This window comes from Kitasatospora sp. NPDC036755 (genome assembly GCF_040636595.1).
Classification (GTDB): Bacteria; Actinomycetota; Actinomycetes; order Streptomycetales; family Streptomycetaceae; genus Kitasatospora.
Genome location: NZ_JBEZUT010000094.1, coordinates 1 through 26,793, shown reverse-complemented (window position 1 = coordinate 26,793; position 26,793 = coordinate 1). Strand labels below are relative to the sequence as shown.

At 74.9% G+C, this 26,793-nt stretch carries 24 protein-coding genes, 1 tRNA gene and 1 pseudogene; 8 read left to right on the top strand and 18 right to left on the bottom strand.

Going from position 1 to position 26,793, the window contains the following annotated elements:
* Positions 1–62: 62 nt before the first annotated feature.
* Both AB0E96_RS16690 and AB0E96_RS16685 read right to left on the bottom strand, forming a co-directional pair.
* Entirely contained in the window at positions 63–1,895 is a 1,833-nt protein-coding gene (locus AB0E96_RS16690; protein WP_359823831.1) for an APC family permease, read from the bottom strand.
* A gap of 382 nt (positions 1,896–2,277) precedes the next feature.
* Positions 2,278–2,358, bottom strand: a tRNA-Tyr gene (locus tag AB0E96_RS16685).
* 217 nt (positions 2,359–2,575) lie between these two features.
* Between AB0E96_RS16685 and AB0E96_RS16680 the strand changes: the two genes are divergently transcribed.
* Positions 2,576–3,064, top strand: coding sequence for a YajQ family cyclic di-GMP-binding protein (locus AB0E96_RS16680; RefSeq protein ID WP_049652087.1), 489 nt, complete (start codon positions 2,576–2,578; stop codon positions 3,062–3,064).
* Positions 3,065–3,175: 111 nt separating this feature from the next.
* Here the strand turns inward: AB0E96_RS16680 and AB0E96_RS16675 are convergent, their stop codons facing one another.
* Positions 3,176–3,670 carry a hypothetical protein gene (locus AB0E96_RS16675; RefSeq protein WP_359823828.1) on the bottom strand — a complete coding sequence of 165 codons (495 nt, stop codon included), beginning with the start codon at positions 3,668–3,670 and terminating at the stop codon, positions 3,176–3,178.
* A 42-nt stretch (positions 3,671–3,712) separates the two neighbouring features.
* Entirely contained in the window at positions 3,713–4,369 is a 657-nt protein-coding gene (locus AB0E96_RS16670) for a helix-turn-helix domain-containing protein (protein WP_359823825.1), read from the bottom strand.
* A gap of 220 nt (positions 4,370–4,589) precedes the next feature.
* On the opposite strand from AB0E96_RS16670, the gene AB0E96_RS16665 reads away from it, so the two are divergent.
* The 4 genes from AB0E96_RS16665 to mug all read left to right on the top strand — a co-directional run bounded on the left by AB0E96_RS16665 (position 4,590) and on the right by mug (position 9,483).
* Positions 4,590–5,987 carry an MFS transporter gene (locus tag AB0E96_RS16665; protein ID WP_359823822.1) on the top strand — a complete coding sequence of 466 codons (1,398 nt, stop codon included), beginning with the start codon at positions 4,590–4,592 and terminating at the stop codon, positions 5,985–5,987.
* A gap of 667 nt (positions 5,988–6,654) precedes the next feature.
* Positions 6,655–7,734, top strand: a complete 1,080-nt coding sequence (locus AB0E96_RS16660) for an aminopeptidase P family protein (protein WP_359823839.1) — start codon at positions 6,655–6,657, stop codon at positions 7,732–7,734.
* Positions 7,735–7,903: 169 nt separating this feature from the next.
* On the top strand, positions 7,904–8,926 hold the full coding sequence (locus AB0E96_RS16655) for a phosphatase PAP2 family protein (RefSeq protein WP_359823819.1): 1,023 nt from the start codon (positions 7,904–7,906) through the stop codon (positions 8,924–8,926).
* A 14-nt stretch (positions 8,927–8,940) separates the two neighbouring features.
* Positions 8,941–9,483 carry a G/U mismatch-specific DNA glycosylase gene (gene mug / locus AB0E96_RS16650; protein ID WP_359823836.1) on the top strand — a complete coding sequence of 181 codons (543 nt, stop codon included), beginning with the start codon at positions 8,941–8,943 and terminating at the stop codon, positions 9,481–9,483.
* A 19-nt stretch (positions 9,484–9,502) separates the two neighbouring features.
* Here mug and AB0E96_RS16645 read toward each other — a convergent pair whose 3' ends face one another.
* Complete coding sequence (locus AB0E96_RS16645; protein WP_359823816.1) at positions 9,503–10,456, bottom strand: LysR family transcriptional regulator; 954 nt, start codon at positions 10,454–10,456, stop codon at positions 9,503–9,505.
* 146 nt (positions 10,457–10,602) lie between these two features.
* Here AB0E96_RS16645 and AB0E96_RS16640 point away from each other — a divergent pair, with 146 nt between their 5' ends.
* Positions 10,603–11,607 carry an NADP-dependent oxidoreductase gene (locus AB0E96_RS16640; RefSeq protein WP_359823813.1) on the top strand — a complete coding sequence of 335 codons (1,005 nt, stop codon included), beginning with the start codon at positions 10,603–10,605 and terminating at the stop codon, positions 11,605–11,607.
* Positions 11,608–11,752: 145 nt separating this feature from the next.
* Here the strand turns inward: AB0E96_RS16640 and AB0E96_RS16635 are convergent, their stop codons facing one another.
* Positions 11,753–12,649 carry a sigma-70 family RNA polymerase sigma factor gene (locus tag AB0E96_RS16635; protein ID WP_359823811.1) on the bottom strand — a complete coding sequence of 299 codons (897 nt, stop codon included), beginning with the start codon at positions 12,647–12,649 and terminating at the stop codon, positions 11,753–11,755.
* Between the two features lie 74 nt (positions 12,650–12,723).
* Between AB0E96_RS16635 and AB0E96_RS16630 the strand changes: the two genes are divergently transcribed.
* Positions 12,724–13,413 carry an NAD(P)H-dependent oxidoreductase gene (locus AB0E96_RS16630; protein WP_359823808.1) on the top strand — a complete coding sequence of 230 codons (690 nt, stop codon included), beginning with the start codon at positions 12,724–12,726 and terminating at the stop codon, positions 13,411–13,413.
* A gap of 31 nt (positions 13,414–13,444) precedes the next feature.
* Here AB0E96_RS16630 and AB0E96_RS16625 read toward each other — a convergent pair whose 3' ends face one another.
* The 3 genes from AB0E96_RS16625 to AB0E96_RS16615 form a co-directional block, all read right to left on the bottom strand.
* Entirely contained in the window at positions 13,445–14,395 is a 951-nt protein-coding gene (locus tag AB0E96_RS16625) for a M48 family metalloprotease (RefSeq protein WP_359823805.1), read from the bottom strand.
* 3 nt (positions 14,396–14,398) lie between these two features.
* Positions 14,399–14,824 carry a BlaI/MecI/CopY family transcriptional regulator gene (locus AB0E96_RS16620; protein WP_359823802.1) on the bottom strand — a complete coding sequence of 142 codons (426 nt, stop codon included), beginning with the start codon at positions 14,822–14,824 and terminating at the stop codon, positions 14,399–14,401.
* 145 nt (positions 14,825–14,969) lie between these two features.
* Entirely contained in the window at positions 14,970–15,878 is a 909-nt protein-coding gene (locus tag AB0E96_RS16615) for a DMT family transporter (RefSeq protein WP_359823799.1), read from the bottom strand.
* Here AB0E96_RS16615 and AB0E96_RS16610 point away from each other — a divergent pair.
* Complete coding sequence (locus AB0E96_RS16610) at positions 15,877–17,331, top strand: PLP-dependent aminotransferase family protein (RefSeq protein WP_359823796.1); 1,455 nt, start codon at positions 15,877–15,879, stop codon at positions 17,329–17,331. The genes AB0E96_RS16615 and AB0E96_RS16610 overlap by 2 nt on opposite strands.
* Positions 17,332–17,336: 5 nt before the next feature.
* On the opposite strand, the gene htpX is transcribed toward AB0E96_RS16610, so the two are convergent.
* The 9 genes and pseudogenes from htpX to AB0E96_RS16565 all read right to left on the bottom strand — a co-directional run.
* Positions 17,337–18,200 (bottom strand): zinc metalloprotease HtpX, encoded by an 864-nt coding sequence (gene htpX, locus AB0E96_RS16605; RefSeq protein ID WP_359823793.1) that lies wholly within the window; start codon positions 18,198–18,200, stop codon positions 17,337–17,339.
* Between the two features lie 199 nt (positions 18,201–18,399).
* Positions 18,400–19,944 (bottom strand): NADH-quinone oxidoreductase subunit N, encoded by a 1,545-nt coding sequence (locus AB0E96_RS16600; RefSeq protein WP_359823790.1) that lies wholly within the window; start codon positions 19,942–19,944, stop codon positions 18,400–18,402.
* 56 nt (positions 19,945–20,000) lie between these two features.
* On the bottom strand, positions 20,001–21,605 hold the full coding sequence (locus tag AB0E96_RS16595) for an NADH-quinone oxidoreductase subunit M (RefSeq protein WP_359823787.1): 1,605 nt from the start codon (positions 21,603–21,605) through the stop codon (positions 20,001–20,003).
* 53 nt (positions 21,606–21,658) lie between these two features.
* Positions 21,659–23,719, bottom strand: a complete 2,061-nt coding sequence (locus AB0E96_RS16590) for an NADH-quinone oxidoreductase subunit L (RefSeq protein WP_359823784.1) — start codon at positions 23,717–23,719, stop codon at positions 21,659–21,661.
* Positions 23,716–24,108, bottom strand: coding sequence for an NADH-quinone oxidoreductase subunit NuoK (nuoK, locus tag AB0E96_RS16585; RefSeq protein ID WP_359823781.1), 393 nt, complete (start codon positions 24,106–24,108; stop codon positions 23,716–23,718). The genes AB0E96_RS16590 and nuoK overlap by 4 nt, the downstream gene beginning before the upstream one ends.
* Positions 24,108–24,818 carry an NADH-quinone oxidoreductase subunit J gene (locus AB0E96_RS16580; protein WP_359823778.1) on the bottom strand — a complete coding sequence of 237 codons (711 nt, stop codon included), beginning with the start codon at positions 24,816–24,818 and terminating at the stop codon, positions 24,108–24,110. Before AB0E96_RS16580 ends, nuoK begins: the two co-directional genes overlap by 1 nt.
* Positions 24,815–25,393 (bottom strand): NADH-quinone oxidoreductase subunit I, encoded by a 579-nt coding sequence (locus AB0E96_RS16575; RefSeq protein ID WP_359823775.1) that lies wholly within the window; start codon positions 25,391–25,393, stop codon positions 24,815–24,817. The genes AB0E96_RS16580 and AB0E96_RS16575 overlap by 4 nt, the downstream gene beginning before the upstream one ends.
* On the bottom strand, positions 25,390–26,343 hold the full coding sequence (gene nuoH / locus AB0E96_RS16570) for an NADH-quinone oxidoreductase subunit NuoH (protein ID WP_359823834.1): 954 nt from the start codon (positions 26,341–26,343) through the stop codon (positions 25,390–25,392). The genes AB0E96_RS16575 and nuoH overlap by 4 nt, the downstream gene beginning before the upstream one ends.
* Positions 26,344–26,345: 2 nt before the next feature.
* Positions 26,346–26,793: pseudogene (locus AB0E96_RS16565) on the bottom strand (NADH-quinone oxidoreductase subunit C); the annotation flags it as partial.

Genomic DNA, 26,793 nt, shown 5'->3' with positions numbered 1-26,793 from the left:
CGGGCGGCAGCCTGCCGCCCGGGGCCGGGCCTGTCTTCCCTGCTTTCCTCCGCGCTCCCCGGTCACATCCTCATGCGCAGCCGGCACACCACCGCGTCGGTGTGCCGCCGCAGGGCGCGGTCGATCACCGCGCCGCGCCGGTTCTGGAGCGCCCGCTGCCACCAGCGGGCCGGTTCCACCTCGGGGATCAGCACGGTCAGCCGGTCGTAGGCGTGCTCCGCCCCCAGCTCGTTGACGAAGTCGGCGATCGGCCGCCCCAGCCGGCGGTGAACGTCCGGAAGCTCCACCAGCGGCACACCCGGCTGCCACAGCTCCCAGTCCCGGCGCAGCGCCTCGGCGGCGGCCGGCTCGTGCACCACCGTCACCGCCATGACCTCGTCGCCGAGCGAGAGCGCCGCCGACAGGCCGTCCCTGGTGAGCCGGGTGATCGCGGTCACCGGGACGACGACCAGGCTGCGCTGCCTGGTCACCGGGCCGGGCACCCGGCCCAGCTCCAGCCGCTCGCCGATCCGCGCGTAGCTGCGGTGGACCGCCTCGAACAGCATCACCAGCAGCGGCAGGGCCACCACGATGCCCCAGGCGCCCTCGGTGAACTTGGTGCCGGTGACGACCACCGCCGCGACGCCGGTGAGCAGCGCGCCGAAGCCGTTCAGCGCGGCCTTCCAGCGCCAGCCGGACGGCCGGTGCAGCAGCCAGTGCCGGACCATGCCGACCTGGCAGACGGTGAAGCCCACGAACACACCGATCGAGAACAGCGGCACCAGGCTGTTGACGTCCCCGCCGGAGCCGACCAGCAGCCCCGCCGACACCGCGGCCAGGAACAGCACGCCGTACCGGTACACCTGGCGGTCGGCGCGCAGCGCGAACAGGTGCGGGAGGTGGTTGTCCCGGGCGAGCAGGTCGAGCAGCACCGGCAGCCCGCCGAAGGAGGTGTTGGCGGCCAGACCGAGCAGCACCACGGTGGCGAACTGGACGACGTAGAAGCCGAATCCGTGGCCCAGCGAGGCGTCGGCGAGCTGGGCGAGCACGGTGACGCCCTCGACCGGCTGGAGGTGGAAGCGGCCGATCAGCACGGCCAGCCCGATCAGCATCACCCCGAGCAGGGCGCCGAGCGCGACCTCGGTGTGCTGCGCGCGCTTGACCCGCGGGCTGCGGAAGGAGGGGACGGCGTTGGCCACGGCCTCCACGCCGGTCAGCGCGGAGCAGCCGGCCGCGAAGGCCTTGAGCAGCAGCAGCGCGCCGACGGTGGTGGCGTTCTCGGCGAGGGAGGAGGCGTGGCCGGCGGCGGCCGCGGTGCTCGCCGGGCCGTCCCGGAACAGGCCGACCACGACGATCGCCAGGATGGAGAGCACGAAGACGGCGGTCGGCGCCATGAACCAGCGGGCCGACTCGGCGATCCCCCGCAGGTTCACCGCGGTGACCAGCCCGAGCACGCCCAGGCAGAGCCAGACCCGGTCGCCGTAGAGGCCCGGGACGGCCGAGGTAAGCGCGGCGACGCCGGCGGTGACCGAGACCGCGACGTTCAGGACGTAGTCGATCACCAGCGAGGCGGCCGCGGTCAGGGCGGTCCGGCGGCCGAGGTGCGCCTTGGCCACCGCGTAGGAGCCGCCGCCGTCCGGGAAGGCCGCGATCACCTGCCGGTAGGAGGCGACCAGCACCGCCAGCAGCACGGCGATCGCCGCGGTGACCGGCAGCGTGAAGCCCAGCCCGTACGCCCCGGCGGCGGCCAGCACCAGCACGATCGACTCCGGCCCGTACGCGACCGAGGCCATGGCGTCCAGCGAGAGCGCGGCCAGCCCGCCGAGCGCGCTGAGCCGGTGCCGCTCGTCCCCCGCCCCGGCGTCCGGCGGCTCGGGTTCGGCCGTCACGGCCGGGGTGGTGGTGGCGCTGGACATCGGACGGGACCTCCGCAGTCGGTAGTTGGTCCGATCCTGCGGTCCGCCCGCCCGCCGCCCGGCGGGCCCCTACGCGTTCCTGACGCCGCCACGAGCGGCCTTGACGCGCCCTTGACGGGGCCGACGCGCCGCGCCGGCCCCGTCCGGTGGCAGTCGAGGGGGGTGGGGCGAGCCGTTGTCCCGGCGGTCGCCGGCTGGGAAGACGATCAGCTCTGTCGAAGGACTCCCACCCCCGGCACCCCACTCTGCTGCCTGCTCCCCGTAATTGCAAGCAATGTGCAATAAGTCCGCCCGGCCGCCACCCGCCGCCCCGCCGCTCCCGGACAAACGAAACGGCCCCCGATCCGCGTTTCCGCAGATCGGGGGCCGTTTCTCTATCCTGTGGCTGGTGCAGGGTTCGAACCTGCGTAGCTTGCGCGACAGATTTACAGTCTGCTCCCTTTGGCCGCTCGGGCAACCAGCCAGGATCTTCGTTTCCCGGGGCGTTCACCCCGTTCGACTTGGTAAACCATACCCGATGCCGGGGGGTGCTCCGCCACTCGATAGATCACGCGACGATCAAGAAGTCGGGGACGGGCGCTACGGGCGGGGCCGGTGTGGCGCTGGATAGGCTGGGGCCGCGGGCCGCCCCGAGGGCGGGCCGTGCCAGTGAAGCCAGAGCATCAAGGAGACCTATACCCATGGCCGACTCCAGTTTCGACATCGTCTCGAAGGTCGAGTGGCAGGAGGTCGACAACGCGATCAACCAGACCTCCCGCGAGATCGCGACGCGCTTCGACTTCAAGAACGTGGGCGCCGAGATCAGCCGCTCCGGCGAGAAGATCGAGATGAAGGCGAACGGCGAGGAGCGCGTGCGCGCCGTCCTCGACATCCTCCAGACCAAGTTCGTCAAGCGCGGTCTGTCGCTGAAGGCGCTGGACGCCAACGAGCCCCAGCTCTCCGGCAAGGAGTACAAGATCTTCGCCAACGTCAAGGAGGGCATCACCACGGAGGACGCGAAGAAGGTCGCGAAGATCATCCGTGACGAGGGCCCGAAGGGCGTCAAGGCGCAGGTCCAGGGCGACGAGCTGCGCGTCAGCTCGAAGAGCCGCGACGACCTCCAGGCCGTGCAGGCCCTGCTCAAGGGCAAGGACCTGGACTTCGCGATCCAGTACGTCAACTACCGCTGACCTTCCGCTCGGCCGGTCCGACGGACGACGGCGCGGCCCCGCTCCCGGGTTCGGGGGCGGGGCCGTTCGCGTCGGTGGGGGCGCGTGGGGCGGGGCGGCGCGGGGCGGTGGTCAGGTGGTGGGGCCGGCCCAGCCGCCGGTGCTGCGGTGCCGGCCCAGGCCGACCGACTCGAACTCGTCGACCCGGCCCTCCTCGGTGCGGGCGCCGAGCCGGCGCAGGACGCGGGAGATCGGGGTGCCCTCGGCCGGGGAGGCTTCGAACTCGCCGACGGTGAGCGGGCCGAGGGCGACGTCGCCGTCGGCCCAGACCGCGGCGCGCTGGGTGCCGCTGCCGCCGAAGTACTCCGCCTCGACGCAGGCGATCGGACCGGCCTTCGACCAGGCGGCCAGCCGGAGCTCGAAGCCGTCCGAGTGCCAGCCGAACCCGGCTCCGCCGCCGGCCTTGCGCACGGTGCCGTCGCCCTGGAGCGCGCCGAGGACGGCGGGGGTGACCGGGATCAGCGCCAGCCCCTGCGCCAGGGGCACCACCCGGGCCGCCGGAACCTCCGCCGCCGCCACCGTCAGCAGCTCCCGTGTTCCTATCAGGGCCTGGAGTTCGTAGGACATGCCGGACATGGTGTCCCACCGCACCGACAGTCGACCCGGAATTTATGATTCCGTGCCCGGTCGGAGACCGTAGAGCAGGGTGAAGACGGTCACGTCCAGCGCGTCCTCGGCCGAACTCGGCCCTTCCTCGTTCAGTTCGTCGAAGATTTCGGCCAGTTGGGAGCGCAGCCGGTCCAGCCGGTCCGGGCTGAGCCGCAGCGCGAAGTCCGCGAACAGTCCGGCCGCGGAGCCCTCCCCGCCCGGTGGCCGGCCGAAGTCCAGCCGCCCCTCGGTGATCCTGGCGCGGAAGTCGGCCCGCACCCGGTCCATCGCGGCCAGCACGGCGTCGTACGCGTCGGAGCGGCCCGGGGAGTCGGCGGTGAACATCTCCGGGGCCAGCCGGATCGCCCCCTGGGCGACCCGGTAACGGCTCTCCACGATGCCGGAGACCAGCCGGGTACCGGCCACCAGGACCAGCCCGGCCTTCTCCAGTTGCTTGATGTGCCGGTAGAGCTTGGTCTGCGGCTCGTCGAGCGCGGCGGCGAGTTCCTTCGCCGTCAGCGGGCGGTCCTCGGAGGACTGCAGCGCGCCGAGGATGGCCAGGCGCAGCGGGTCGGCCAGGGCCTTGAGCACGGCGACGTCGGACACCTGGCGTTCCTTGACCCAGGTGACGGGCTGCTGCTCGCCGCTGTCGGCGGGTTCCGGTGCGTGCTCGACCACGGGCCCACCCTTCCAGATCGGCCGCTCCGTTCGCAATCACGCCTTGGTGAGCGCTCACCACTCGGCCACCGATCACCCTTTCGAAATCAATCACCCTTGCGCAATCAATCATGCCTACGGCACCATTCATGCCAACGTGAATGATTGCGGCGATCGCAAACGATGGGGGCGGGACATGACGGACCAGCCGGCGGCAACGGCCACAGCAAGGACCAGGACGGTGACACCGGCACCGGCACCGCCGCCCGCGCCCCCGGCGCTCGTCCCGCTGCGGCGCAACCTGCGCTTCCAGGCCCTCTGGGCCGGCCAGGCCTCCGCGACCCTCGGCATGGTGATCGGCGACACCGCCTTCCCCCTGCTGGTCCTCGCGCTCACCGGCTCCTCCACCTCCGCCGGGGCCTTCGGCGCCGTCCAGATGGTCGCCGCGCTGCTGCTGGGCGTCCACGGCGGCGCGGTGGCCGACCGGGCGAACCGCCGCCGGGTGCTGATCGCCGCCGACACCGCCCGGCTGCTCGCCCTCGCCAGCGTTCCGGTGGCCCTGGCGTTCGGCCCGCCGAACCTGGCCCACCTGCTGCTGGTCGCTGCCGTGATCGGCGCGACGATCGCCTACAGCGGACCGGTCCGGCTGCTCGCACTGCGCTCGGTGGTCCCGCCCGAGCAGCTGTCCCAGGCCCTCACCCAGGACGAGGCCCGGATGAGCGGGGCCGCGCTGGCCGGACCGCCGCTGGCCGGGTTCCTGTTCGGGCTCGGCCACGCGGTCCCCTTCCTCGGGGCCGCCCTCGCCTCCCTGCTCGCGGTGACCGCCGCCGTCGCGGTGCGCTTCCCCAGCCCGCACGAGTCCGGGGCTCCCGGCGAGGGCGACCGGGGCAGCGCCCTGGCCGGCTTCCGCGTCCTCGCCGCCTCCCCTCTGCTGCGCAACGCCCTGGCCGTCCTGCTGGTGATCAATCTGGCCGGGGCCGCGCTGCTGCTGCCCGTCATGGTGCTGCTGCGCGAGCACGGCACCGGCAGCGCCGGGATCGGCCTGGCGCTGGCCGGCGAGGCGGTCGGAGCGTTGGCCGGCACCGCCCTGGTCGCCCGGCTGCACCGGCTGGCCGGCCCCGGCGTCCTGCTGCTGGGGGTGGCCTGGAGCGCCGTGCCGGTCCCGCTGGCGCCGCTGCTGCCCGGCGGGGCACCGACCGTCTTCGCCGCGTTGTTCGTGTACGGCGCGGGCGTGCCGACCCTGCGGGTGATGCTCGACCTGCTGGTCTTCCGTCAGGTGCCGGACGCGCTGCGCGGCCGGGTGATCGCGGCGACCATGACGCTGCTCACCGCCGGCATGCCCGCCGGTACCTTCGCCACCGGCCTGCTGCTGGACCACTCCTCCCCCACCACCGCGCTGGCCGCGATCAGTGCCGTGCTCGCCGCCGCGCTGCTGGCCGCGACCGTGAGCCGCACGCTGCGCCACGCCACCTGGCCCACCGACGAGCCGGCGACCGGACCCGCCGAGGAGCCCACCGCCGAGCCGACCGCCGGCCCGGCGCCCGAACCGGCCCCCGGGCCCACGACCGGCTCCACCGCCGGATCCACGGCCGGATCCACCGCCGGATCGGCTGCCCGTTCGAGCGCCCCACGGGACTGACGCCCCGGGGGAACGCCGGTCACCCGCACGGCCGCCCGCCGCATGCGGCGGCCCCGGCAGCCCGGTGAACTGGCCGGGTACGGCCGCCCGGGTTCCCCGGAGCGCCCCGCGGCCCCGCCTCGCCGGCGCCGCGCAGCCCGCACCACCCACGCAGCGCGCGCCCCGCGGGCCGGAGCCCGAGCCCGGCCCCGAGCGACCGATCGGAGCCACCGCAGGCGCCGCACCGGAGGAGGACCGGATGAGCTCCACGGACACGCCCCCACCCGGCCCTGCCCACCGCGCCCACCGCGGCGGCTCCGGCATCCCCGGCGGAACGGCCGTCACCCGTCGGCGTCGGCCGTCGTGGACCGCACTCGCCCTGTTGGCCACCGCCTGGGCGGCCGGTCTGCGCGTCACTCCCGCCACGACGGCCGTGGCGGCCACCCCGGCCACTCCGCCCACCCCGGCCCCGCCCGCCCCGCCGCAGCCGCGCCGACCCGCCGGGAAGTGGCCACCCCTCCGACCGGCCCGCAGCGGCTCCTCCCCGAGGGCATCGCCACGTCGACGGGAAGGTGATGGAGTCGACCGTGATGGAGTCGACCTGACGGGGCCTCGGTCGAGCTCGTCCGGCCCCAGAGGAGGAACCGCCGTGCCCCACCCCTTCACCGTCGAGGACCACAAGGCCCGGATGGCCCGGGCCACCACCGAGGCGACCGCCGCCGGGCTGACCGGCCTGGTGGTCGCCCCCGGCCCCGACCTGGCCTACCTGTGCGGCTACTCGCCGACCGCGACCACCGAGCGGCTGACCGCCCTCGTGCTCACCGCCGGCCGCGAACCCGCTCTGGTCGTCCCCAAGTTGGAGCGCCCGGACGCCGAGAAGGCGGTCGGCGCCCCGGCCGTCCGGCTGCTCGACTGGTCCGACGGCGAGGACCCGTACGCCGCCGTGGGCCCGCTGCTCGACCCGGCCGGGCGGTACGGCGTCTCGGACAACACCTGGGCGCTGCACCTGCTCGGTTTCCAGGCCGCGCTGCCCGGCGTCCTGTTCACCTCGCTCACCGACAGCCTGCCGATGCTGCGCGCCGTCAAGGACGCCGAGGAGCTGAACCGCCTGGCCTCCGCCGGCGGTGCGGCGGACGCCGCCTACCGGGGCATCCTGGAGGTCGCCTTCGCCGGCCGCCGGGAGACCGACGTGGCGGCCGACCTCGGCGCACTGCTCATCCAGTACGGGCACAGCCAGGTCGACTTCACCGTGGTCGGCTCCGGCCCGAACGGCGCCGACCCGCACCACGAGGCCGGTGACCGGGTCATCCGTACGGGTGACACCGTGGTGCTGGACTTCGGCGGCCTCAAGGACGGCTACGGCTCCGACACCACCCGCACGGTGCACGTCGGCCCGGACGTCCCGGACGAGGTGCGGAAGGTGCACGAGCTGGTCCGGCTGGCCCAGCAGACCGCCTTCGAGGCGGTCCGCCCCGGGATCGCGTGCCAGGAGATCGACCGGATCGCCCGCCGGGTGATCACCGAGGGCGGGTACGGCGAGCACTTCATCCACCGCACCGGCCACGGCATCGGCACCACCACGCACGAGCCTCCGTACCTGGTCGAGGGCGAGGAACGCCCCCTGGTGCCCGGCATGTGCTTCTCCATCGAGCCCGGGATCTACCTGCCCGGGCGGTTCGGGGTGCGGATCGAGGACATCGTCACCGTCACGCCGGCCGGCGGACGCCGCTTCAACAACACGCCGCACGAGCTGGGCATCGTGGCATGACGACGGCCCGGCCCGTGTCGGAGCCCTCGTCCGGGCTCCCGCGGAAGCGCGCGTCGAAGCGCGCGTCGAACCCCGTGTCGAAGCGCGCGTCGAACGGTTCGTACGTTCTTACGAACCAGTCATGGTTCACCCAGAGTCCTCCAAGTTTGGGTTGCTAGTTTCAGTGCGCATGACCAAGACCCTCCACCCGACCCCGCGCGACGTGCGGGTCGGGCAGCCACGCCCGGTGCCTCCGCCCCGACCCCGCGTGACGGGCTGGTCGAGACTCCGCTGGCTGGCCTGGCCGCTCTACCTGACGTGCTTCCTCTGGTTCCTGCGCACCGAGGGCATCCCCGCGGCCAACGACGTGCTGTTCCTCTGGCTGATCGCCGCGCTGCTGACCGCCGCCGTGCACAGCGGGCACGGCCCCCGCGGCTTCCTCCTGGTCCTGCGCGACTGGGTCCCGGTGATGGCCGTGGTGTGGACGTACTCGCTGCTGCGCGGCTACGGCGCGCACACCCCGTGGGCCCCGCACTGGCTGCCGCAGCTGCGCTTCGACGAGGTGCTCGGCTTCGGCGAGACCTGGACCGTCCGGCTCCAGCACGCCCTCTACACCCCCGGCTCGCCGCACTGGTACGACTACGCCGCGCTGGTCGTCTACCTCTCGCACTTCTTCGTCGTCTTCGTGCTGCTGGCGGTGCTCTGGCGGCGCGCCCACCACCGCTTCCGACAGCTGCTCGCCGCCTACCTGACGCTCACCTTCGCGGGCTTCGCCACCTACCTCCTCTACCCGGCCGACCCGCCGTGGCTGGTCTCCCAGGAGGGCAACCTGCCGCACCTGTCACGGGTGGTCTGGGAGGTGGTCTCGGCGTGCGGCCTGCCGCAGGCCGACTCGCTCCTGGAGAACGGCAGTCAGTTCGCCAACGACGTCGCCGCGATGCCCTCGCTGCACTCGGCCTACCCGGCGATGCTGCTGTTCTTCTTCTGGCCCACCGCCAAGCGCTGGCTGCGGGCGGTCCTGGTCGCCTACCCGCTCGCGATGACCTTCACCCTGGTCTACGGCGCGGAGCACTTCATCATCGACGTCTTCGTCGGCTGGGCCTACGCGGCCGTGGTGGTGTTCGGCCTGCGCCGGCTGCGCAACCGCCGGGCGGCCGCCGCCGCACCCGCGGCTCCGGCCCCGGCCGAGGGCACGGCAGACTTGGCCGGGTGAATCCGCCCACACCGATGAAGCCCACCGCCGAGCAGCTGCTGGCCGCCAAGGACCGCACCATCCCTGACGTCTCCGGGCCCGGGCTGCGGGTGCTGTTCTGCGGCATCAACCCGGGCCTGTGGTCCGGCGCCACCGGCCACCACTTCGCTCGCCCGGGCAACCGCTTCTGGCCCGCCCTGCACCGCTCCGGCTTCACCGGGCGCCAGTACCGGCCGGACGAGCAGCAGGAGTTGCTCGCGCTGGGCCTGGGCATCACCAACGTCGCCCCGCGCACCACCGCCAAGGCGGACGAACTGACCGCCGAGGAACTGCGCGAGGGCGGCGCCGCGCTGCGCGCGCGGGTGCTGCGGCTGCGCCCGCGGGTCCTGGCGGTGCTCGGCATCGGCGCCTACCGGACGGCCTTCGGGCAGCGCCGGGCCGTGCTCGGGCGGCAGCCGGAGGGCATCGGCGACACCGAGGTGTGGGTGCTGCCGAACCCCAGCGGCCTCAACGCCCACTACACGCTGGACGGGCTGGCCGAGGAGTTCCGCAGACTCCGGGAGGCCGTCGAGGGCTGATCCGGGGCGGGGCGGCCCGCTAGGGCGAGGCCGGGGCGGTCGAGGCCGGGGCGGTCGAGGCCGGGGCGGTCGAGGCCCGGACCGCCGACAGCCCGGCCGGCAGCGGCAGTTGGCGAAGTTCGCGGATCAGCGCCCGGACGGCGGCCGTCCCGGCCAGCTCGGGCGTGGTGACGTACCCGACGGAGCGGCGGGGCGGCCTCGGCCCGAGGTCGGTGACGGCGAGACCGGCCGGGGCGCCGAGCAGGGCGGTCCGGGGCATGATCGCCATGCCGAGGCCCTGGGCGACCAACGAGACGGCCACCGTGTCGTCCTCCACGTCCACGGTCGCGGGCGGAATCCAGTCCTGCCGCTGCCACCAGTCCCGGGTGTAGGAGCCGCAGTTCTCGTCCCAGTCGACCAGCGGGAGCTCGCGGGGTGCCGCGTGGCCCCTCGGGTGCGCGAGCGCGTACGACTCCTCGTACAGCCGTGCCGCCACCAGGCCCGGGACGGCCGGCGGGCCGCCCGCGTCGAGCGTGGCCAGCCCGAGGTCGGCGCGCCCGTCGGCGACCTCCCCGGCGGTGCCCCGGCCGATCTCCCGGACGATCCGGACCCGGGTGCCGAGCCCGGGGTGGTGCTCGGCCAGCCGGGCCAGGACGGGTGGCAGCAGGTGGGCGGCGACGCTGCGGAAGGCGGCGATCCGCAGCGTGCCGGTCAGCGGCCCGTCCGTTCCCGCGCCGCGCACCTCGGGGCCCATCCCGTCCAGCAGCCGCAGGATCCGGCGGGCGTACGCCACCGCCCGCGCGCCGCCCTCGGTGGGGCGTGCGCCGTGGCGCCCGCGGTCGAAGAGCACCGTGCCGAGCTTCCGTTCGCAGGCGCGCACGGCGTGCGAGACCGCGGACTGGGTACTGCCCAGGCGCGCGGCGGCCGCCGTGAAGCTCCGCTCCTCCTCGACGGCCACCAGGGTCCGCAGCTCGTGCGGGGCGAGATCGGTCATGCGCCCGAACCTATCCGCCCGCGCCCCGGTCCATCGATCCCGCTCATGGATGCCGCCGTTCCATCGGCCGCCGCCCCTGCCCGGCCGCCCCCGCGCTTCCTACGGTGATCACGTCCCGCCCGCGCCGTACCCCTGGAGCAGCCCCGATGTCCCGTCCCGTCGCCCGCGCCGTCCACCTGGTCTCCCGCCCCGACGGTGCGCCGACCGCCGAGAACTTCGCCTTCGTCGACGAGACCGTCCCGGCCCTCGCGGCGGGCGAGGCCCTGGTCGAGAACCTCTACCAGTCCGTCGACCCGTACATGCGCGAGGAGATGGAGGAGGGCGGCTGGGAGCTGCACGCCCCGTTGGAGGGCCGCACCCTCGGCCGGGTGGTGGAGTCCCGGGCCGACGCTCTGCCGGTCGGGGCGCTGGTCCGGCACCGCCAGGCCTGGCGCACCCACTCGGTGGTCACCGCCGAGCGGGCGGGCCTGCTGCCCGAACTCGCCGGCGTCCCGCTCAGCGCCCACCTGTCGGTGCTCGGCGGCACCGGGCTGTCCGCCTGGGTCGCCCTGACCAGGATCGCCCGGCTCCGGTCCGGCGAGACGCTGTTCGTCTCCGCGGCCGCCGGCGGCGTCGGCACCGCCGCCGGGCAGCTCGCCCGGCTGCTCGGCGCCGGACGGATCGTCGGCAGCACCGGCTCCGCCGCCAAGGCCGCCCGCCTCACCGAGCGGCTCGGCTTCGACGCCGCCTTCGACTACCACGACGGCCCGATCCCTGACCGGCTGCGCGAGGCCGCCCCCGACGGGCTGCACGTCTACCTGGACAACGTCGGCGGCGACCACCTGGAGGCCGCCATCGGCGCCCTGCGCGAGTGCGGCCGGATCGCCTGGTGCGGTGCGGTCGCCCAGTACAACCGGCTCGGCAACCCGCCGGCCGCGCCGCGCAACCTGTTCGACGTGGTCGGGAAGAGCCTGCGGCTGGAGGGCTTCCTGGTCCGCGACCACCTCGACGCCCAGCCGGAGCTGTACGACTTCCTGGTCCCGCACCTGCGCTCGGGCGCCGTCGTCCCGGACGAGACGGTCGTGGACGGCTTCGACCGGGTGGTGGACGCCTTCCTCGGCATGCTGCGCGGCGCCAACACCGGCAAGATGCTGGTCCGGATCGCCCACTGACCTGGCCGTCGCCTCCACCGGCCCGGTTCCGGGCGGCGGTACCGCGGGCCGCCCGAGCGGGACGCGACGCCGGACGGCCAGGGTCCCGACTCGGACGGCCCGGGCGACCCGACCCGGACGGCCCGGATCCCGCCCCGGGCAGGGCTCAGTCCGGCAGCACGGCCAGTTCCAGCGCGGCGAGCCGGGCCGGGTCGGCCACCACGTCGTACCCGGCCACCCGGCCGCCCGCGACCGTCATCCGCAGCACCAGCCGCAGCCGCCCGTCCGGGGCGATCAGGATGCCGGGCACCCCGTCCACCAGCGCCACCGCACCCCAGCGGGCCCGCCGGCCGAAGACCGCGGTCTCCCCGGCGACGGCCCGCGCGCCCCGGGCCACCAGGGCGCCGCCGGGCCCCAGCGCCGCCGGATCGGCCCGGCGCACCACGTCCGGCGCCAGTACCGCCAGCAGGTCGGTCAGGTCCCCGCCCCGGGCGGCGGCCAGGAAGGCCTCCACCACCCGGCGGTGCCCGGCCAGCGGCTCCGGGGGCAGCGCGGCCGTCCCGCGGACCCGTTGCCGGGCCCGGCTGGCCAGCTTCTTGGCGGCCACCGGGGTCCGCCCGACGATCGGCGCGATCCGGTCGAAGGGCACCGCGAAGCCGTCGTGCAGCACGAAGGCGACCCGCTCGGCCGGGCCCAGCCGGTCCAGCACCACGAGCAGCGCCCGGCCCACCGACTCGACCAGCAGCGCCTCCCGCTCCGGTTCCGGGCCGCCGCCCGCCGCGTCCGGCAGCGCCTCCCCGGCCGGCTCCTCGCGGCGCGCGGCCCGGGCCCGCAGCAGGTCCAGGCAGATCCGGGAGACCACCGTGGTCAGCCAGCCGGGCAGGTTGTCGATCTCCGCCGGATCGGTGCGGACCAGCCGCAGCCAGGCCTCCTGGACGGCGTCCTCGGCCTCGTCGGTCGAGCCGAGCATCCGCTGGGCGATCGCCCACAGCCGGCCGCGCTCGGCCTCGAAGCGCTCCTCCGGCGGCCCGGCCGCCGCGTCCGACATCGCGTTCCGGTCCATCGGTCACCTTTCCCCGGCTCGGCTCGTCACCGCTATGACGATCCGTCCTCCTCCGAGGTGACCAGGAGACCACCATGACCTCCACCACGCTGCTCCACCTGGACTCCAGCATCAGCCCGGCCGGCTCGGTCAGCCGCGCCCTGACCGCCCGCTTCGCCGACGCCTGGCGCGCCCGGCACGGCACCGCCGTCCGGCACCGGCACCACGACCTCGCCGCCGACCCGGTGCCCCCGGTGCGCGCCGCCTTCGACGCCCTCGGCCGCCGCACCGAACGCAAGGGGACACTCCCGCTGGACGACGTCGGCCGTCTCGTCGAGGGGCCGGACGAAGCCCACGAGTGGGCGCTCAGCCGCCCGCTGATCGAGGAGCTGCGGGCCGCCGACACCCTGCTGATCGGCAGTCCGATGTACAACTACACCGTCTCGACCGGCCTCAAGGCCTGGATCGACCGGGTGGCCTTCCCCGGCGTCCACCACGATCCGGAGAGCGGCGAGCCGCTGCTGCGCGACACCCGCGTGGTGGTCGTCGCGGTCCGCGGCGGCGGGTACGCGCCGGGCACCCCGCGCGCCCACTGCGACTTCCAGGTCCCGTACCTGCGGGCGTACTTCGACCGGATCGGGGTCGCGGCGGAGCACCTCCACGTGGTCACCGCCGAGCTCACCAGGGCCGCCGACATCCCGGCGCTGAACGCCCTCCAGCCGCTCGCCGCCGAGTCCCTGGCGGCGGCCGAGGCCGCCCTCGACGAGCTGGCCGCGACGCTCTGAGACGGGCCACCGGCCCGGCCCGCCCCGCCGGCTACAGCGGGGTGACGGCCTTGAGCACCACCAGCAGGGCCACGGCGGCGTTGAGCGCGCACAGCGCCGACGCCGCCGTCCCGATCGCCGCGACCATCGCCGCCAGGCCCGCCGGGGTCTTGGCCGGCGGCCAGTTGCGGGAGGTCGGCACCGGGCCGAGCAGCGCGGCGACCCGGCGCGGCACCGGGCCGGCGGCCGGGGTGGCGAAGGCCGCGAAGCCGGGGGCCGGGGCGGTGTGCGAGACCAGGGCTGCCCGGGCCACCGCCCGCGCGGTGATCCGGCGGTCCCCCACGGCCTGCGCCGACTCCTCGTCCGCCCACCGCTCCGCACTGTACGCCACCGCGTCCTGCAGGGGCCGCAGGAACGGGTTGACGCAGGCGGCGAGCTGGGTGGTCAACAGGTAGCGGTGGTGCCGGTGGCGCAGGTGCGCCCGCTCGTGCGCGAGCAGCGCCTCGCGCTCGTCGACGGCCAGGCCGGCCAGCATCCCGGTGGAGACGACCACCCGGCCGGGCGAGCCGGGCAGCGCGTAGGCGTACGGGCTGTGGTCCGGCAGCACGGCGAGGTCTCCGGACTCCCCCGGCCCGGCGGGCAGCCCGTTCAGCGCCCGGCGGGCCCGGGCCCGCACCCGCAGGTGCCGGACGGCCGTCCGGGCGCAGGCCAGGCCGACCAGGGCCAGCAGCCACATCGCGGCCGTGCCGACCGTCTCGTGGTACGGCAGCGCGGCCCGCACCTCCGGGTCGGACCAGCTGTCCGGCAGCGGGTTGCCGGGGATCTGCGCGGTGCCCACCACCCCGATCAGCCCGAGGCAGAGCACGCTGCACACCGCCATCACCGCGCTGATCACGGTCATCAGCCGGGCGGCGCCGCGCGGGTGCAGGTGCTGCTCGGTCAGGCGCGCGATCGGGACCGCGGTGAGCGGCAGGACGAGCGGGAGGAAGACGAAGAGGCCCACGGGTCAGCTCTCACGGTCGGGCGCTGCCGGATCGGCGGACGCGGCGTCCAGCAGCGCCCGGAGCAGTTCCTCGTCGTGCGGCAGCAGCGCGGTGACGAAACTGGCCAGGACGGCGTCCCGGTCCGCCTCCCCGTCGAGCATCCGGCGCATCCGCAGCGCGGCCAGCCCGGCGGCGTCCGAGGAGGCCTGCCACAGGTAGGAACGGCCGGAGCGGGTCCGGGTCACGGCGCTCTTGGCGTGCAGCCGGGACAGGATGGTCATCACCGTGGTGTACGCCAGGTCGCCCTCCAGGCGTTCCTGGACCCATCCCGCGGAGGCCGGGCCGGGCGCCTGCTGGAGCACCGCCAGCACCTGCGCCTCCAGCTCGCCCTGGCCGCGTCGTCGGGCCGGCGCGTCCCCGGCCACCGGGGCGTGCCTCTGGTCTGCCATGACGGCCCACTCCCTCCGGATGCCGCGCCCGGACCGACGGGCGCGGGTTCATCCTAACGAGCGCGGGCCCGCGCCGAACCGGTCGGAGCGAAGGGTTCGGGCGCGTACGGCGCCGCCCCGGCGGTGGCTCCGGGGCGGGCACCGGTCAGGTCCGGGCCCGCTGGGTCACCGCGATGCAGACCAGCACCACCACCGCGGTGGCCGGCGCCGCGGCCGGCAGCTGCTCGCCGAGCAGCAGCACCGACCAGACGAGCGTCAGCAGCGGCTGCGCGAGCTGGAGCTGGCTGGCCCTGGGCACCCCGATCCGGGCCATCCCCCGGTACCAGAGCACGAATCCGCCGAGCTGGGAGACCGCCGCCGTGTACACCAGTCCGACCAGTGCCTTCGCCCCGAGCCGGACCGGTTCGGCGCCCAGCCCGAGGGCGGTGGTCAGCAGCGTCGCGGGCAGCGCCGCCACCACCGCCCAGGCGATCACCTGGGCGCCCGGGAGGTCCCGGGCGAGCCGCCCGCCCTCGGCGTACCCGGCGGCGCAGAGCAGCACCGCCACGAACAGGTAGAGGTCGGCGACGGTCGGCCGGCCGTGGCTCTGCACCAGGGTGAAGGCCAGTACGGCCCCCGCCCCGGCGAGCGCCGCGCCCCAGAACGCCCCGGACGGGCGGCGACCGGTGCGCAGCGCCGCGACCGCCGCCGTGGCCAGCGGCAGCACGCCGATGACCACCGCCGAGTGGGCGGTCGAGGAGGTGCGCAGGGCGAACGTGGTCAGCAGCGGGAAGCCGAGGACACAGCCGGCGGAGACCACCAGCAGTCCGGGCCAGTGCCGCCGCTGCGGCAGCGGGGCGCGGACGGCCGCCAGGTGGAGCACGGCCGACAGGCCGGCCAGGGCGCCGCGCAGGCCGGTCGCGGACCACGGGCCGAAGCCGGTCAGGGACCACGCGGTGGCGGGGAAGCTGAGCGAGAAGGAGACCACCGCGAGGGCCGCGAGGGCGGTGCCGGACGCGGCGGGCCGTCGGGGTGCTACCGGCTGCGGAAGGATAGCGCTATCTTGTGCCGTCATGAAAGAGCGTAGCAGCGTGACCGAACTCGCCGACATCCTGCGGCGGGAAGTGGAGCGCTACCCGGAAGGGCGGAAGCTCCCCGCCAGCCGGGTGCTGGTGGAGCGCCACCAGGTCAGCCCGGTGACGGTCTCCCGGGCCATCGCGGTGCTCGTGGCCGAGGGGCTGGTGGTCTCCCGGCCGGGCGCCGGGGTGTTCCGGGCGGCGGCCTTCGCCGCGGCCCCGGCCGTCCCCGCCGCACCGCCCGGCCGGACCGGCGACCTCTCCTGGCAGCAGATCGCGCTCAGCGCCGAGTCCGGCCCGCGCGACCTGTTCGCGGCCCCGGTGTTCGCCACCCTCCGGGTGCCCCCGCCCGACGTCGTCGACCTCAACAGCGGCTACCCGCACGCCTCGCTGCTGCCCGAGCGGCTGCTCGCCGCCGCCCTCGCCCGGGCCGGCCGGCGGCCGGGCGCCTGGGACCGCCCGCCCACCGACGGCCTCACCGAACTGCGCGGCTGGTTCGCCCGCGACATCGGCGGCCACGGCGGGCCGATCGGCGCCGGGGACGTGCTGATCACCTCCGGCGGGCAGAGCGGGCTGACCGTCGCCATGCGCGCGCTCGCCGCGCCCGGCTCACCGGTGCTGGTGGAGTCGCCGACGTACTCGGGCATCCTGGCGGTCGTCCGGGCGGCCGGGCTGCGGCCCGTCCCCGTCCCGGTCGACGCCGACGGCGTGCGCACCGACCTGCTGGCGGACGCCTTCGCTGCCACCCGGGCGCGGGTCCTCGTCTGCCAGCCGCTGTTCCAGAACCCCACCGGCGCGGTGCTGTCGCCCGACCGGCGGTCGGAGGTGCTGCGGATCGCCCGGGCGGCCGGGGCCTTCGTGGTCGAGGACGACTTCGCCCGGCTGCTGGTCCACGCGGACGCGCCCGCGCTGCCGCGTCCGCTCGCCGCCGACGACCGGGACGGGGTGGTCGTGCACCTGCGCTCGCTGACCAAGGCGGCCTCCCCCAACCTGCGGGTCGGCGCCCTCACGGCGCGCGGCCCGGCGCTGGCCCGGCTGCGGGCCACCCAGGTGGTGGACAGCTTCTTCGTGCCCCGGCCGCTCCAGGAGGCCACCCTGGAGCTGGTCGCCGACCCGGCCTGGGCCCGCCACCTGCGCACCCTCGGCGCCGAACTGCGCGACCGCCGCACCGCCGCCGTCGCCGCCCTGCACCGCGAACTGCCCGGCGTCCTCGGCACCCACCGCCCGGGCGGCTACCACCTGTGGCTGCGCTTCCCGGACGGCGTCGACGACACCACGCTGGCCGAGGCCGCCCTGCGCGCCGGCGTCCAGGTCTCCCCCGGCCGCCCGTACCACCCCGCCGAACCCCCGGCCCCCCACCTGCGGCTCAGCTACGCCGCCGCCGAGAGCCCCGCCCAGGTCGCCGAGGGCGTCCACCGGCTGCGCCTGGCGTACGAGGAGCCGGCGGGCTGACGGTCCTACCGCCCGTGACCCGCCATGCGCTCCAGGCGGGCGATGCGCTCGGCCATCGGCGGGTGGGTGGAGAAGAGCTTCGCGCCGGTCTCACCGGGGCGGAACGGGCTGGCGATCATCATGTGGCTCGCGGTCTGGAGCTGCGGCTCGGGCGGGAGGGGCAGCTGCCGGGTGCCGGCGTCGAGCTTGCGCAGGGCGCTCGCGAGGGCGAGCGGGTCGCCGGTGATCCGGGCGCCGTCGGCGTCGGCCTGGTACTCGCGGGAGCGGCTGACCGCCATCTGGATCAGTCCGGCGGCGAGCGGGCCGAGGATCATGATGGCGAGCATCCCGAACAGCCCGGGGCCGTCGTCGTCCTCGTTGCGGCCGAACGGGATCAGCCAGGCGAAGTTCACCAGGAACATCACCACCGAGGCGAGCGCCCCGGCCACCGAGGAGATCAGGATGTCCCGGTTGTAGACGTGGCTCAGCTCGTGCCCGAGCACGCCCCGCAGCTCGCGCTCGTCCAGGATCCGCAGGATGCCCTCGGTGCAGCAGACCGCCGCGTTGCGCGGGTTGCGGCCGGTGGCGAAGGCGTTCGGGGCCGGGGTCGGGGAGATGTAGAGGCGGGGCATCGGCTGGCGGGCCGAGGTGGAGAGCTCGCGCACGATCCGGTACAGCCCGGGGGCCTCGAACTCGCTGACCGGCCGGGCCCGCATGGCCCGCAGCGCGATCTTGTCGCTGTTCCAGTAGGCGTAGGCGTTGGTCCCGAGGGCGACCACCAGGGCGATCACGAAGCCGGTGCGGCCGAAGAGGCCGCCGATCACCAGGATCAGCGCCGAGAGGCCTCCGAGCAGGACCGCGGTCCTCAGTCCGTTGTGCCGGCTGTGCACGTCAGGCCCTCCAATGGTGCGGTGGGGAAGCCCTTTCTGCCTCGTCCCTCTTGCCCGGTCAACGGGTGGGGCCGACGGCCTTGTTCCCTTGTGACCGACGCGACACCGCCGGCCCTGGCCCCCGGCACCGCCCGGCACCCACGGGCCGCCCGCCCCGGCGCACCCCGGGCCGCACCCCCCGGTACGGCCCGGCGGCGGCTCAGAACAGCGAGCCGCCCGCGACCTGGAGGACCAACTGCGGCGCCACCGAGAGGACCACGGCCGCCGAGGCGCAGAGCCCCAGCGTCGCGGTGAGGCTCACTGGCAGGCGCTGCCCTGCGGCGGCCTCGCCGAGGGGCGCGTCACCCGCGGGGGCGAACAGCCGGGCCGTCCACAGCAGGTAGTAGTACAGGGCGACGACCACGTTGACGGCCATCACCACGGCCAGCCAGCCCAGCCCGGCGTCGACCGCCGCGCGGAACACCACGACCTTGCCGAACAGGCCGATCACGCCCGGCGGCAGCCCGGCCAGGCAGAGCAGGAAGAAGGCCAGCGCCAGCGCCGTCCAGCGGTTGCGGGCGAACAGCCCGCGGAAGTCGTCCACGCTGGTCCCGGCCCGGCGGCCGACGGCGGCGACCACCCCGAAGGCCCCGAGGTTCACCACGCCGTAGATCAGCGCGTACGCGGCGGTGGCCCCGAGCGGGTCGGCCCCGGTGGGCGCGTAGCCGGCGGCGGCGAGCGGCACCAGCAGGTAGCCGGCCTGGCCGACCGAGGACCAGGCGAGCAGCCGCACCGCGCTGTACCGGGTGTCGAAGCGCTGCCGCAGCGCGCCGACGTTGCCGGCGGTCATGGTGACGGCGGCCAGCACCGCGAGCACCAGGCCCCAGGTATGGGCGTACGGGCGGAAGGCGATGGTGGTGGCGAGCGCGAGCCCGGAGAGGCCGGCCGCCTTGCCGACCACCGAGAGGTAGCCGGCCACCGGCAGCGGGGCGCCGGTGTAGGTGTCGGGCACCCAGAAGTGGAACGGGACGGCGGCGACCTTGAAGGCGAAGCCGACCAGGGTCAGCACCGCACCCGCCTCGGCCAGCGGCTTCAGCTGCGCGGGCGCGTGCTCCAGGCCCTGGGCGACGGCACCGAGGTGGAGGCTGCCGCTCGCCGCGTAGACGAAGCCGACGCCGAGCAGCATCACGGCGGTCGCGGTCACCGAGGAGACGAAGAACTTGAACGCGGCCTCGGCGCCCCGGCCGTCCCGGCGCAGCGCGACCAGGGCGAAGGCGGGCAGCGAGGCGACCTCCAGTGCGATCACCATGGTGGCGAGGTCCCGGGCGGCGGGCAGCAGGGCGGCGCCGGTGGCGCTGGACAGCAGCAGGAACCAGTACTCGCCGCGCGGCAGCGCGTCGCGCTCCACGGTGTGCGCGGACAGCAGCGCCGCGATCAGCGCACCGCCGAGGGCGAGCAGCTGGAACACCAGGGCGAAGTGGTCGGCGACGTACGAGCAGCCGCCGTTGTCGGACCCCCCTGCTACGTTCTGCACGCAGAAGGTCGCTCGGGGTGATCCGCCGGTGAGGGGAAGGAGCGCGATGAGGGCGAGGGCGAGTCCGGCCGCGGTGACGCGGCCGAGCCACCGCTTGTGCCGCTCGGGCAGGAACAGGTCCGTGAGCAGCACGGCGAGGGCGGCCACGGCGGCGATCAGCGGGGGCGCGATCGCCACCCAGTCCACGGACTGGATCAGGCTGCCCGGGTTGGCTACGGCGAGGGAGGTCACAGTGTGCTGCCCCGTGGAGTGAGGTCCGAGTGCGGCGGTCTGGGCTGCGAGCACGGTCAGCCACCCCCGAGGAGGTGCTTGACGGCGGGGTCGGAGAGGCCGAGCAGCAGCGCGGGCCAGAGGCCGGCGAGCAGGGTGAGCGCGGCCAGCGGCATCCAGCTGACGGCCTCGTACGGGCGCAGGTCGGCGACTTCGGCCACCGGGGCGGGCTGCTCGGGGTCGCCCATGCAGACGCGCTTGACCACGATCAGGAGGTACGCGGCGGTGAGGAGGGTGCCGAGGCCCGCCAGGACCATGTAGGTGACGAACGCGGGGCGCGACAGGCCGTCGGCCGGGTCGAACGCGCCGAACATGGCGAGCAGCTCGCCCCAGAAGCCGGCCAGGCCGGGCAGGCCGAGGCTGGCCACGGCGGCGAAGGCGAGCAGCCCGCCCAGCCGCGGGGCCCGGCCGTACAGGGCGGCGCCGGTGGCGCCGGAGAGGGTGTCGAGGTCGGCCGTGCCGTAGCGGTCCTTGAGCGCGCCGACGACGAAGAACAGCAGACCGGTGATCAGGCCGTGGGCGATGTTGGCGAACAGCGCCCCGTTGACGCCCACCGGGGTGAGGGAGGCGATGCCGAGCAGCACGAAGCCCATGTGGCCGACGGAGGAGTAGGCGATGAGGCGCTTGAGGTCGCCCTTGGCGCCGGAATCAGAGGGCGCGGAGCGCTTCGTGAGAAGGGTGGTGGTGCGCGACGGGAGGGCCAGTGCCAGGCAGGCCAGTGAGCCGTAGACGATGCCGACGGCCGCGAAGGCACCCAGGTAGGGGGCGAGCGTCGCGGCGCCGTCCGGCACGACCGGGAGGAGGACGCGGACCAGGCCGTAGGTGCCCATCTTCAGCAGCACGCCGGCGAGCAGCACCGAGCCCACCGTCGGGGCGGCGGTGTGGGCGTCGGGGAGCCAGCTGTGCAGCGGCCAGGCGGGGGCCTTGACCGCGAGCCCGACCAGGATCGCGAGCGCGGCGATCACCTGGGTGGTGTGGCTCAGGCCGCTGCCGTGCGCGGCGGCCAGGGCCTGCATGTCGAAGGTGCCGGCCTTGCTGCCGATCAGCAGGAAGCCGAGCAGCATCACGGCCGAGCCGAGCAGGGTGTAGAGGATGAAGCGGTTGGCGGCCGGCACCTTGGCGCCGCTCCCCCAGCGGGCGATCAGGAAGTACATCGGGATCAGCACGATCTCGAAGGCCAGGAAGAAGAGCAGGAGGTCCAGCACCGCGAAGGTGGCGAGCATGCCGACTTCGAGCAGCAGGAACAGCCCGACGAAGGCCTGCGCCGAGGGCACCGCCTCGCCGCTCGGCAGCCGCTTCTCCGAGTACAGCGCGCAGAGGAAGGTGAGCAGCGCGGTCAGCACGACCAGCGGCAGCGAGACGCCGTCCACCCCGAGGTGGAAGCGCACGTGCAGGGCCGGGATCCAGTCCAGGTCGGTGGTGGCCTGCATCCGGGCGGGGTCGCCGTGGTCGAAGCCGGCCGCCAGTGCGACGGAGAGCAGGAGCACCGCGCCGGTGACGACGGAGTTCAGCCGCAGGGCCCGCCGGTCGGCGACGGCCCGGTCCGGCCCGAACACCGGCGCCAGGGTGAGCGCCGCGCCGAGCAGCGGCAGCACCAGGAGGGCGATGAGGACTGCGTTCATCGGGGGCTCCCCGCAGCGGTCGAGGGGACGGGAGTGGAGGGCAGCGGCACCGGTTACACCGCCACCAGGACGGCCAGCAGGACGACGACGGCGAGCAGGGCGCTGAGGTACGTCTGCGCGTTGCCGGTCTGGGCGAGCCGCACGGCCCGGCCGAGCAGGTTGGCGCCCGCTCCGCTGCCGCGCACGTAGGTCTCGACGACCTCGCGGTCGAGGAAGCGGACCAGCCTGGCGGCGGCGCCCACCGGGCGGACGAACAGCGCCTGGTAGAGCCGGTCGACGCCGAAGCCGTGCCGGGCCGGGCCGAACAGCGGCCCGAGCAGGGTGCGCCCGGGGTCGGCGACGATCACCTCGGTGGCCGGGGCCCCGCCCTGCCCGGGCACCCGGCCCGCGGCGGCCGGAGCCGGGTGGCCGGTGCCCAGCCGGGCGGTCGCGGCGCGCCAGGCGCCGTACGCGGCGAGCGCGCCGACCACGGCGAGCCCGGTCCCGGTGACGGCGGTGACGGCGGAGGGCCGCAGCGAGCCGCCGTCCAGCAGCGCGGGCAGCCAGTCCGAGCGCAGGCCCACGATGCCGAAGCCCATGGTCGGCACCGCCAGCACCCACAGCGGCCAGCGCATCGCGGGCGGCTCGGCGGCGGCCGGGTCGGCCTCGTCGAGCTCGGGCGAGTACGGCGCTCCGGCCTCGTGGTCGGCCACGACGGTGCCCCGGTCGGCGGCGGGCAGCACCCGCGGCGCGGCCGCGGCGGCCCCGGCCGGGCTGTGGAACGCGATCAGGAAGAGCCGGGTCGCGTACGCGGCGGTGAGCAGCGCGGTGAGCCCGGCGGAGATCAGCACGATCCATCCGGCCGCCTGCGGCACCGCCGAGGCCGGGCCGAGTCCGTTGGTCAGCGCCTCGCCCTTGGCCGCGTGCTCGGCGGCGGTCAGCACCGCCTCCTTGCTGAAGAAGCCGGAGAACGGCGGCAGCCCGACCAGGGCGACCAGCGCGATGCCCGTCGTCCAGTAGGCGTCCGGCACCCGCTTGCGCAGCCCCGGGATGCGGGACATCGCGGAGAGCGAGTTGGTGTGCGCGGCGTGGATCACCACCCCGGCGGCCAGGAACAGCAGCGCCTTGAACGCGCCGTGGCTGACCAGGTGGAAGACGGAGGCCTCGCGGTCCCCGGAGGCCAGGGCTCCGGCCATGTAGCCGAGCTGGCCGACGGTGGAGTAGGCGAGCACCCGTTTGAGGTCGTCCTGGGCGAGCGCGCAGAGCGCCGAACCGATCATCGTCACGGCGGCCATCAGCGCGAGCACGACCAGCGCCGCGCCCGACAGCAGGAACACCGGCATCAGCCGGGCGACCAGGTAGATGCCGGCCGCGACCATGGTGGCGGCGTGGATCAGCGCGGAGACCGGGGTCGGGCCGGCCATCGCGTCCGGGAGCCAGGTGTGCAGCGGGAACTGGGCGCTCTTGCCGGCCACGCCGGCGAGCAGCAGCAGCGCGGTCAGCGTCGGGTGCCCGAGCCGGCCCTCCGTGGCGGCCGCCAGCACGTCCGGGACGCGGAAGCTGCCGGCGTCCGCGCCGAGCAGGAAGATCCCGAACAGGAACGGCACGTCACCGAGCTTGGTGACCAGGAAGGCCTTCAGCGAGGCCGAGCGGGCGTCCGCGGTCTCCCAGTGGTGGCCGATCAGGAAGTACGAGCACAGGCCCATGACCTCCCAGCCGACCAGCAGCACGATCAGGTCGCCCGAGTAGACCACCAGGAACATCGCCGCGGTGAACAGCGAGACCAGCGCCGCGTACGACGGGTAGCGCGGGTCCTCCTTGAGGTACGCGGTCGAGTAGACCTGGACGCAGGTGGCGACCAGGCCGACCAGCACCGAGATCAGCGAGCTGAAGCCGTCCAGGTGGAGCGCGAGCGCGATGTCCGGACCGCCGGTCGGGGTGAGCCGGGTGGCGGCGTCCAGGGTCTGGCCGGTGCCGAGCTGGAGGGCGACCACCAGGGCGAGCACCGCCGACACGGCGACCGGGACGATCGCCAGCGGCCGGGCCAGCCCGGGCGCCTTCCTGCCGACGGCCAGGGTCGCGGCGGCACCGAGCGCGGGCAGCGCCGGGACGAGTACGGGCAGGGCGAGGTTCATGCGGCGGCCTGGCCCTTCAGTGCCTCGGCTCCGGCCGGCGCCGCGGCGTCGACCGGCGTCTCCTCGGCGGCGAGCGCCTCGGCCGGGTCGCCGAGCGCGGTGGCCCGGTCGATGTCCGCGGTGCCCCGGGCCCGGAACAGCAGCAGGACGATGGCGAGCCCCAGCCCGACCTCGGCGGCGGCGACGGTGATGGTGAACAGGGTGAGCGCCTGCCCGGCGTGCAGCGAGTCCCGCAGCCAGGCGTCGAAGGCGACCAGGTTGAGGTTGACGGCGTTGAGCATCAGCTCGACGGACATCAGCACCAGGACGGCGTTGCGCCGGGCGAGCACGCCGTACACGCCGACGCTGAACAGCAGCGCGGCGAGGACGGCGGGGTAGGCGAGGTGCATCAGCTCTCCTCCGTCACGGGCGCGGACGGCGCAGGCGCGGACGGCTCCGGCACGGGCGGCTTCGGCGCCGTCGCGGCGACCGTCCCGTTGGACCCGACCGGCCGCCCGGCGCGCAGCCTGCCCGCCCGGGGCGCCGGCACCCGCCGCCCGGAGCCGCGGGACAGCACGATCGCGCCCACCAGCGCCGCCAGCAGCAGCACGGACAGCGCCTCGAAGGGCAGCACCCAGTGCCGGAACAGGCTCTCCCCGGTGACGGCGGCCGAGCCGCCGCCCTGACCGAGGTCGATCCAGGAGGTCCGGAAGGCGTCGACCACCAGCGTGACCAGCGTCCCGGCCGATGCCAGCGCCACGGCCAGGGCCGCCCAGCGGTTCTTGGAGTCGGCGTCCGGCGAGCGCCCGATCGGCGCCTTGGTGAGCATCAGCCCGAACAGCACCAGGACGACCACCGAGCCGAGGTAGATCAGCACCTGCACCCAGGCGATGAACTCGGCCGTGAGCAGCAGGAACTCCACCGCCAGCCCGCCGAGCGCGACCACCAGCCAGAGCGCGGCGTGCACCAGCTGCCTGGTGGTCACCGAGACCACGGCCGAGCCGAGCACGGCGATGCCGACCAGCAGGAAGACGATCTCCTGCCCGGTCGGGGACAGGAACGAACGGGCGGCCGGCTCCAGGGAGCCGGTCGCCGCGAGAAGCGTGGTGGCACCGATCACGCGTCGTCACCCTTCTCCTCGGTAGCCGGTCGCGCGGCCGCGGCGGCGGCGGCGGCGGCGGCGGCCAGCTTGTCCGCCGCCTTGCGCGCGGTGGCGATCTCCTTGGGCTCCTCGGCCGCCGGGTCCAGCGCCGGCGGCGCGGGGACGGTCCACATCCACTCGCGGAGCTTCTCCCGCTCGTGGGTCAGTTCGTGGATGTCGGTCTCCGCGTACTCGAACTCCGGCGACCAGAACAGCGCGTCGAAGGGGCAGACCTCGATGCAGATCCCGCAGTACATGCAGAGCGAGAAGTCGATGGCGAACCGGTCCAGCACGTTGCGGGTGCGGGCCCGGGCGTTCGGCTCGGCGGCCGGCAGCGTCTCCTTGTGGGAGTCGATGTAGATGCACCAGTCCGGGCACTCGCGCGCGCAGAGCATGCACACCGTGCAGTTCTCCTCCAGCAGCGCGATGACGCCGCGCGAACGCGGCGGCAGCACCGGCTGCACGTCGGGGTACTGCGCGGTGACGCTCTTCCTCGTCATCGTCCGCAGCGTCACGGCCAGGCCCTTGGCCAGCCCCACTCCGGGGAAACTCATGAGATCGCCACCTTGATGATGCCGGTGAGGGCCAGCTGGACCAGCGCGAGCGGGATCAGCACCGTCCACGCGAAGCGCATCAGCTGGTCCTCGCGCAGACGCGGGTAGGTGACCCGCAGCCAGATGACCACGAAGGCCAGCGCGAAGGTCTTGAGGATCATCCAGAGCCAGCCGAGCTGGTCCGGCAGGGGCCCGTGCCAGCCGCCCAGGAAGAGCACCGCGGTCAGTGCGGACACCACCAGGATGCCCACGTACTCGGACAGCAGGAACAGCGCGAACCGCAGACCGGTGTACTCGGTGTACGCGCCGAAGATGATCTCCGAGTCGGCGACCGGCATGTCGAACGGCGGCCGCTGCAGCTCGGCCAGACCGGCCGTGAAGAAGACGAACGCGCCGATGATCTGCCAGGGCAGCCAGTACCACTCCCAGGCGTCCACGATCCCGGGCAGCGACAGCGTGCCGGCGGCCATCGCCACCGAGGCCGCCGCCAGCACCATCGGCAGCTCGTACGACATCAGCTGGGCGGCCGTGCGCAGGGCCCCGAGCAGCGAGAACTTGTTCGCCGAGGCCCAGCCGGCCATCAGCTTGCCGATCACGCCGACGCCCATCACGGCGAGCACGAAGAACAGGCCAGCGTCGACGGCCTGGCCGACGAAGCCGTCCGGGCCGACCGGGATCGCCAGCAGCACGAAGAGGTACGGCAGCAGCGAGACGGCGGGCGCCAGCTGGAAGATCCGGCGGTCCGCCCCGGCCGGGACGATGTCCTCCTTCTGCGCGAACTTCACGCCGTCCGCGACGAGCTGCGCCCAGCCGTGGAAGCCGCCCGCGTACATCGGGCCGAGCCGGCCCTGCATGTGCGCCATGACCTTGTGCTCGGTCTGGCCGATGACCAGCGGGAAGACCAGGAAGACGACGAGGGTGGCGACGCAGCGCAGCACCGTGTCGAGCAGGTTCACGCGCCGTCTCCGTCCTGGTCGGCCGGTCCGGCCGAGGTGTCGTCCTTCTGCTCGGCCGGCTCGCCCGGTGCCCCGGACGGTTCCTCCGCCGACCTCGCCGGCGGCTTCCCGGCCGGCTTCCCGGCCGACGGCTTCTCGTCGTGGGCGGGCACCGGGTTGTGCCAGGGCGCGTCGGAGGACCGGGGCCGCGCGGCGGCCGCGGGCCCGGCCTGCGGCTCGGCGGCCGACGGCGCAAGGGCGGACGGCTCGGCGGACGGCTCGGCGGCAGCGGGCTCGGTGACCGGAGTCTCGGCAGCCGTCTGGCCGACCGATCCCTCGGACACCGACCGGGTCCGCCGCGGCCGGTCGGCCCGCACCGGCGGGGCGCCGGATGCCGTGACGGCGGACTGAACTTCTCGGTCGCCACCCACCTGGTCGGCGTCGGGGTCCCGCTGCAGCGGTTCG

Coding starts and splice junctions, on each gene's coding strand:
- AB0E96_RS16635 (WP_359823811.1), bottom strand. CDS start 12,649: ATGGACCGGAACGCGATGTCGGACGCGGCGGCCGGGCCGCCGGAGGAG.
- AB0E96_RS16595 (WP_359823787.1), bottom strand. CDS start 21,605: ATGAACGCAGTCCTCATCGCCCTCCTGGTGCTGCCGCTGCTCGGCGCG.
- AB0E96_RS16615 (WP_359823799.1), bottom strand. CDS start 15,878: ATGACGGCACAAGATAGCGCTATCCTTCCGCAGCCGGTAGCACCCCGA.
- nuoK (WP_359823781.1), bottom strand. CDS start 24,108: ATGCACCTCGCCTACCCCGCCGTCCTCGCCGCGCTGCTGTTCAGCGTC.
- AB0E96_RS16590 (WP_359823784.1), bottom strand. CDS start 23,719: ATGAACCTCGCCCTGCCCGTACTCGTCCCGGCGCTGCCCGCGCTCGGT.
- AB0E96_RS16610 (WP_359823796.1), top strand. CDS start 15,877: ATGAAAGAGCGTAGCAGCGTGACCGAACTCGCCGACATCCTGCGGCGG.
- AB0E96_RS16645 (WP_359823816.1), bottom strand. CDS start 10,456: ATGACCGATCTCGCCCCGCACGAGCTGCGGACCCTGGTGGCCGTCGAG.
- mug (WP_359823836.1), top strand. CDS start 8,941: ATGAAGCCCACCGCCGAGCAGCTGCTGGCCGCCAAGGACCGCACCATC.
- AB0E96_RS16660 (WP_359823839.1), top strand. CDS start 6,655: ATGGCCCGGGCCACCACCGAGGCGACCGCCGCCGGGCTGACCGGCCTG.
- AB0E96_RS16690 (WP_359823831.1), bottom strand. CDS start 1,895: ATGTCCAGCGCCACCACCACCCCGGCCGTGACGGCCGAACCCGAGCCG.
- AB0E96_RS16655 (WP_359823819.1), top strand. CDS start 7,904: ATGACCAAGACCCTCCACCCGACCCCGCGCGACGTGCGGGTCGGGCAG.
- AB0E96_RS16630 (WP_359823808.1), top strand. CDS start 12,724: ATGACCTCCACCACGCTGCTCCACCTGGACTCCAGCATCAGCCCGGCC.
- AB0E96_RS16620 (WP_359823802.1), bottom strand. CDS start 14,824: ATGGCAGACCAGAGGCACGCCCCGGTGGCCGGGGACGCGCCGGCCCGA.
- AB0E96_RS16575 (WP_359823775.1), bottom strand. CDS start 25,393: ATGAGTTTCCCCGGAGTGGGGCTGGCCAAGGGCCTGGCCGTGACGCTG.
- AB0E96_RS16680 (WP_049652087.1), top strand. CDS start 2,576: ATGGCCGACTCCAGTTTCGACATCGTCTCGAAGGTCGAGTGGCAGGAG.
- AB0E96_RS16640 (WP_359823813.1), top strand. CDS start 10,603: ATGTCCCGTCCCGTCGCCCGCGCCGTCCACCTGGTCTCCCGCCCCGAC.
- AB0E96_RS16675 (WP_359823828.1), bottom strand. CDS start 3,670: ATGTCCTACGAACTCCAGGCCCTGATAGGAACACGGGAGCTGCTGACG.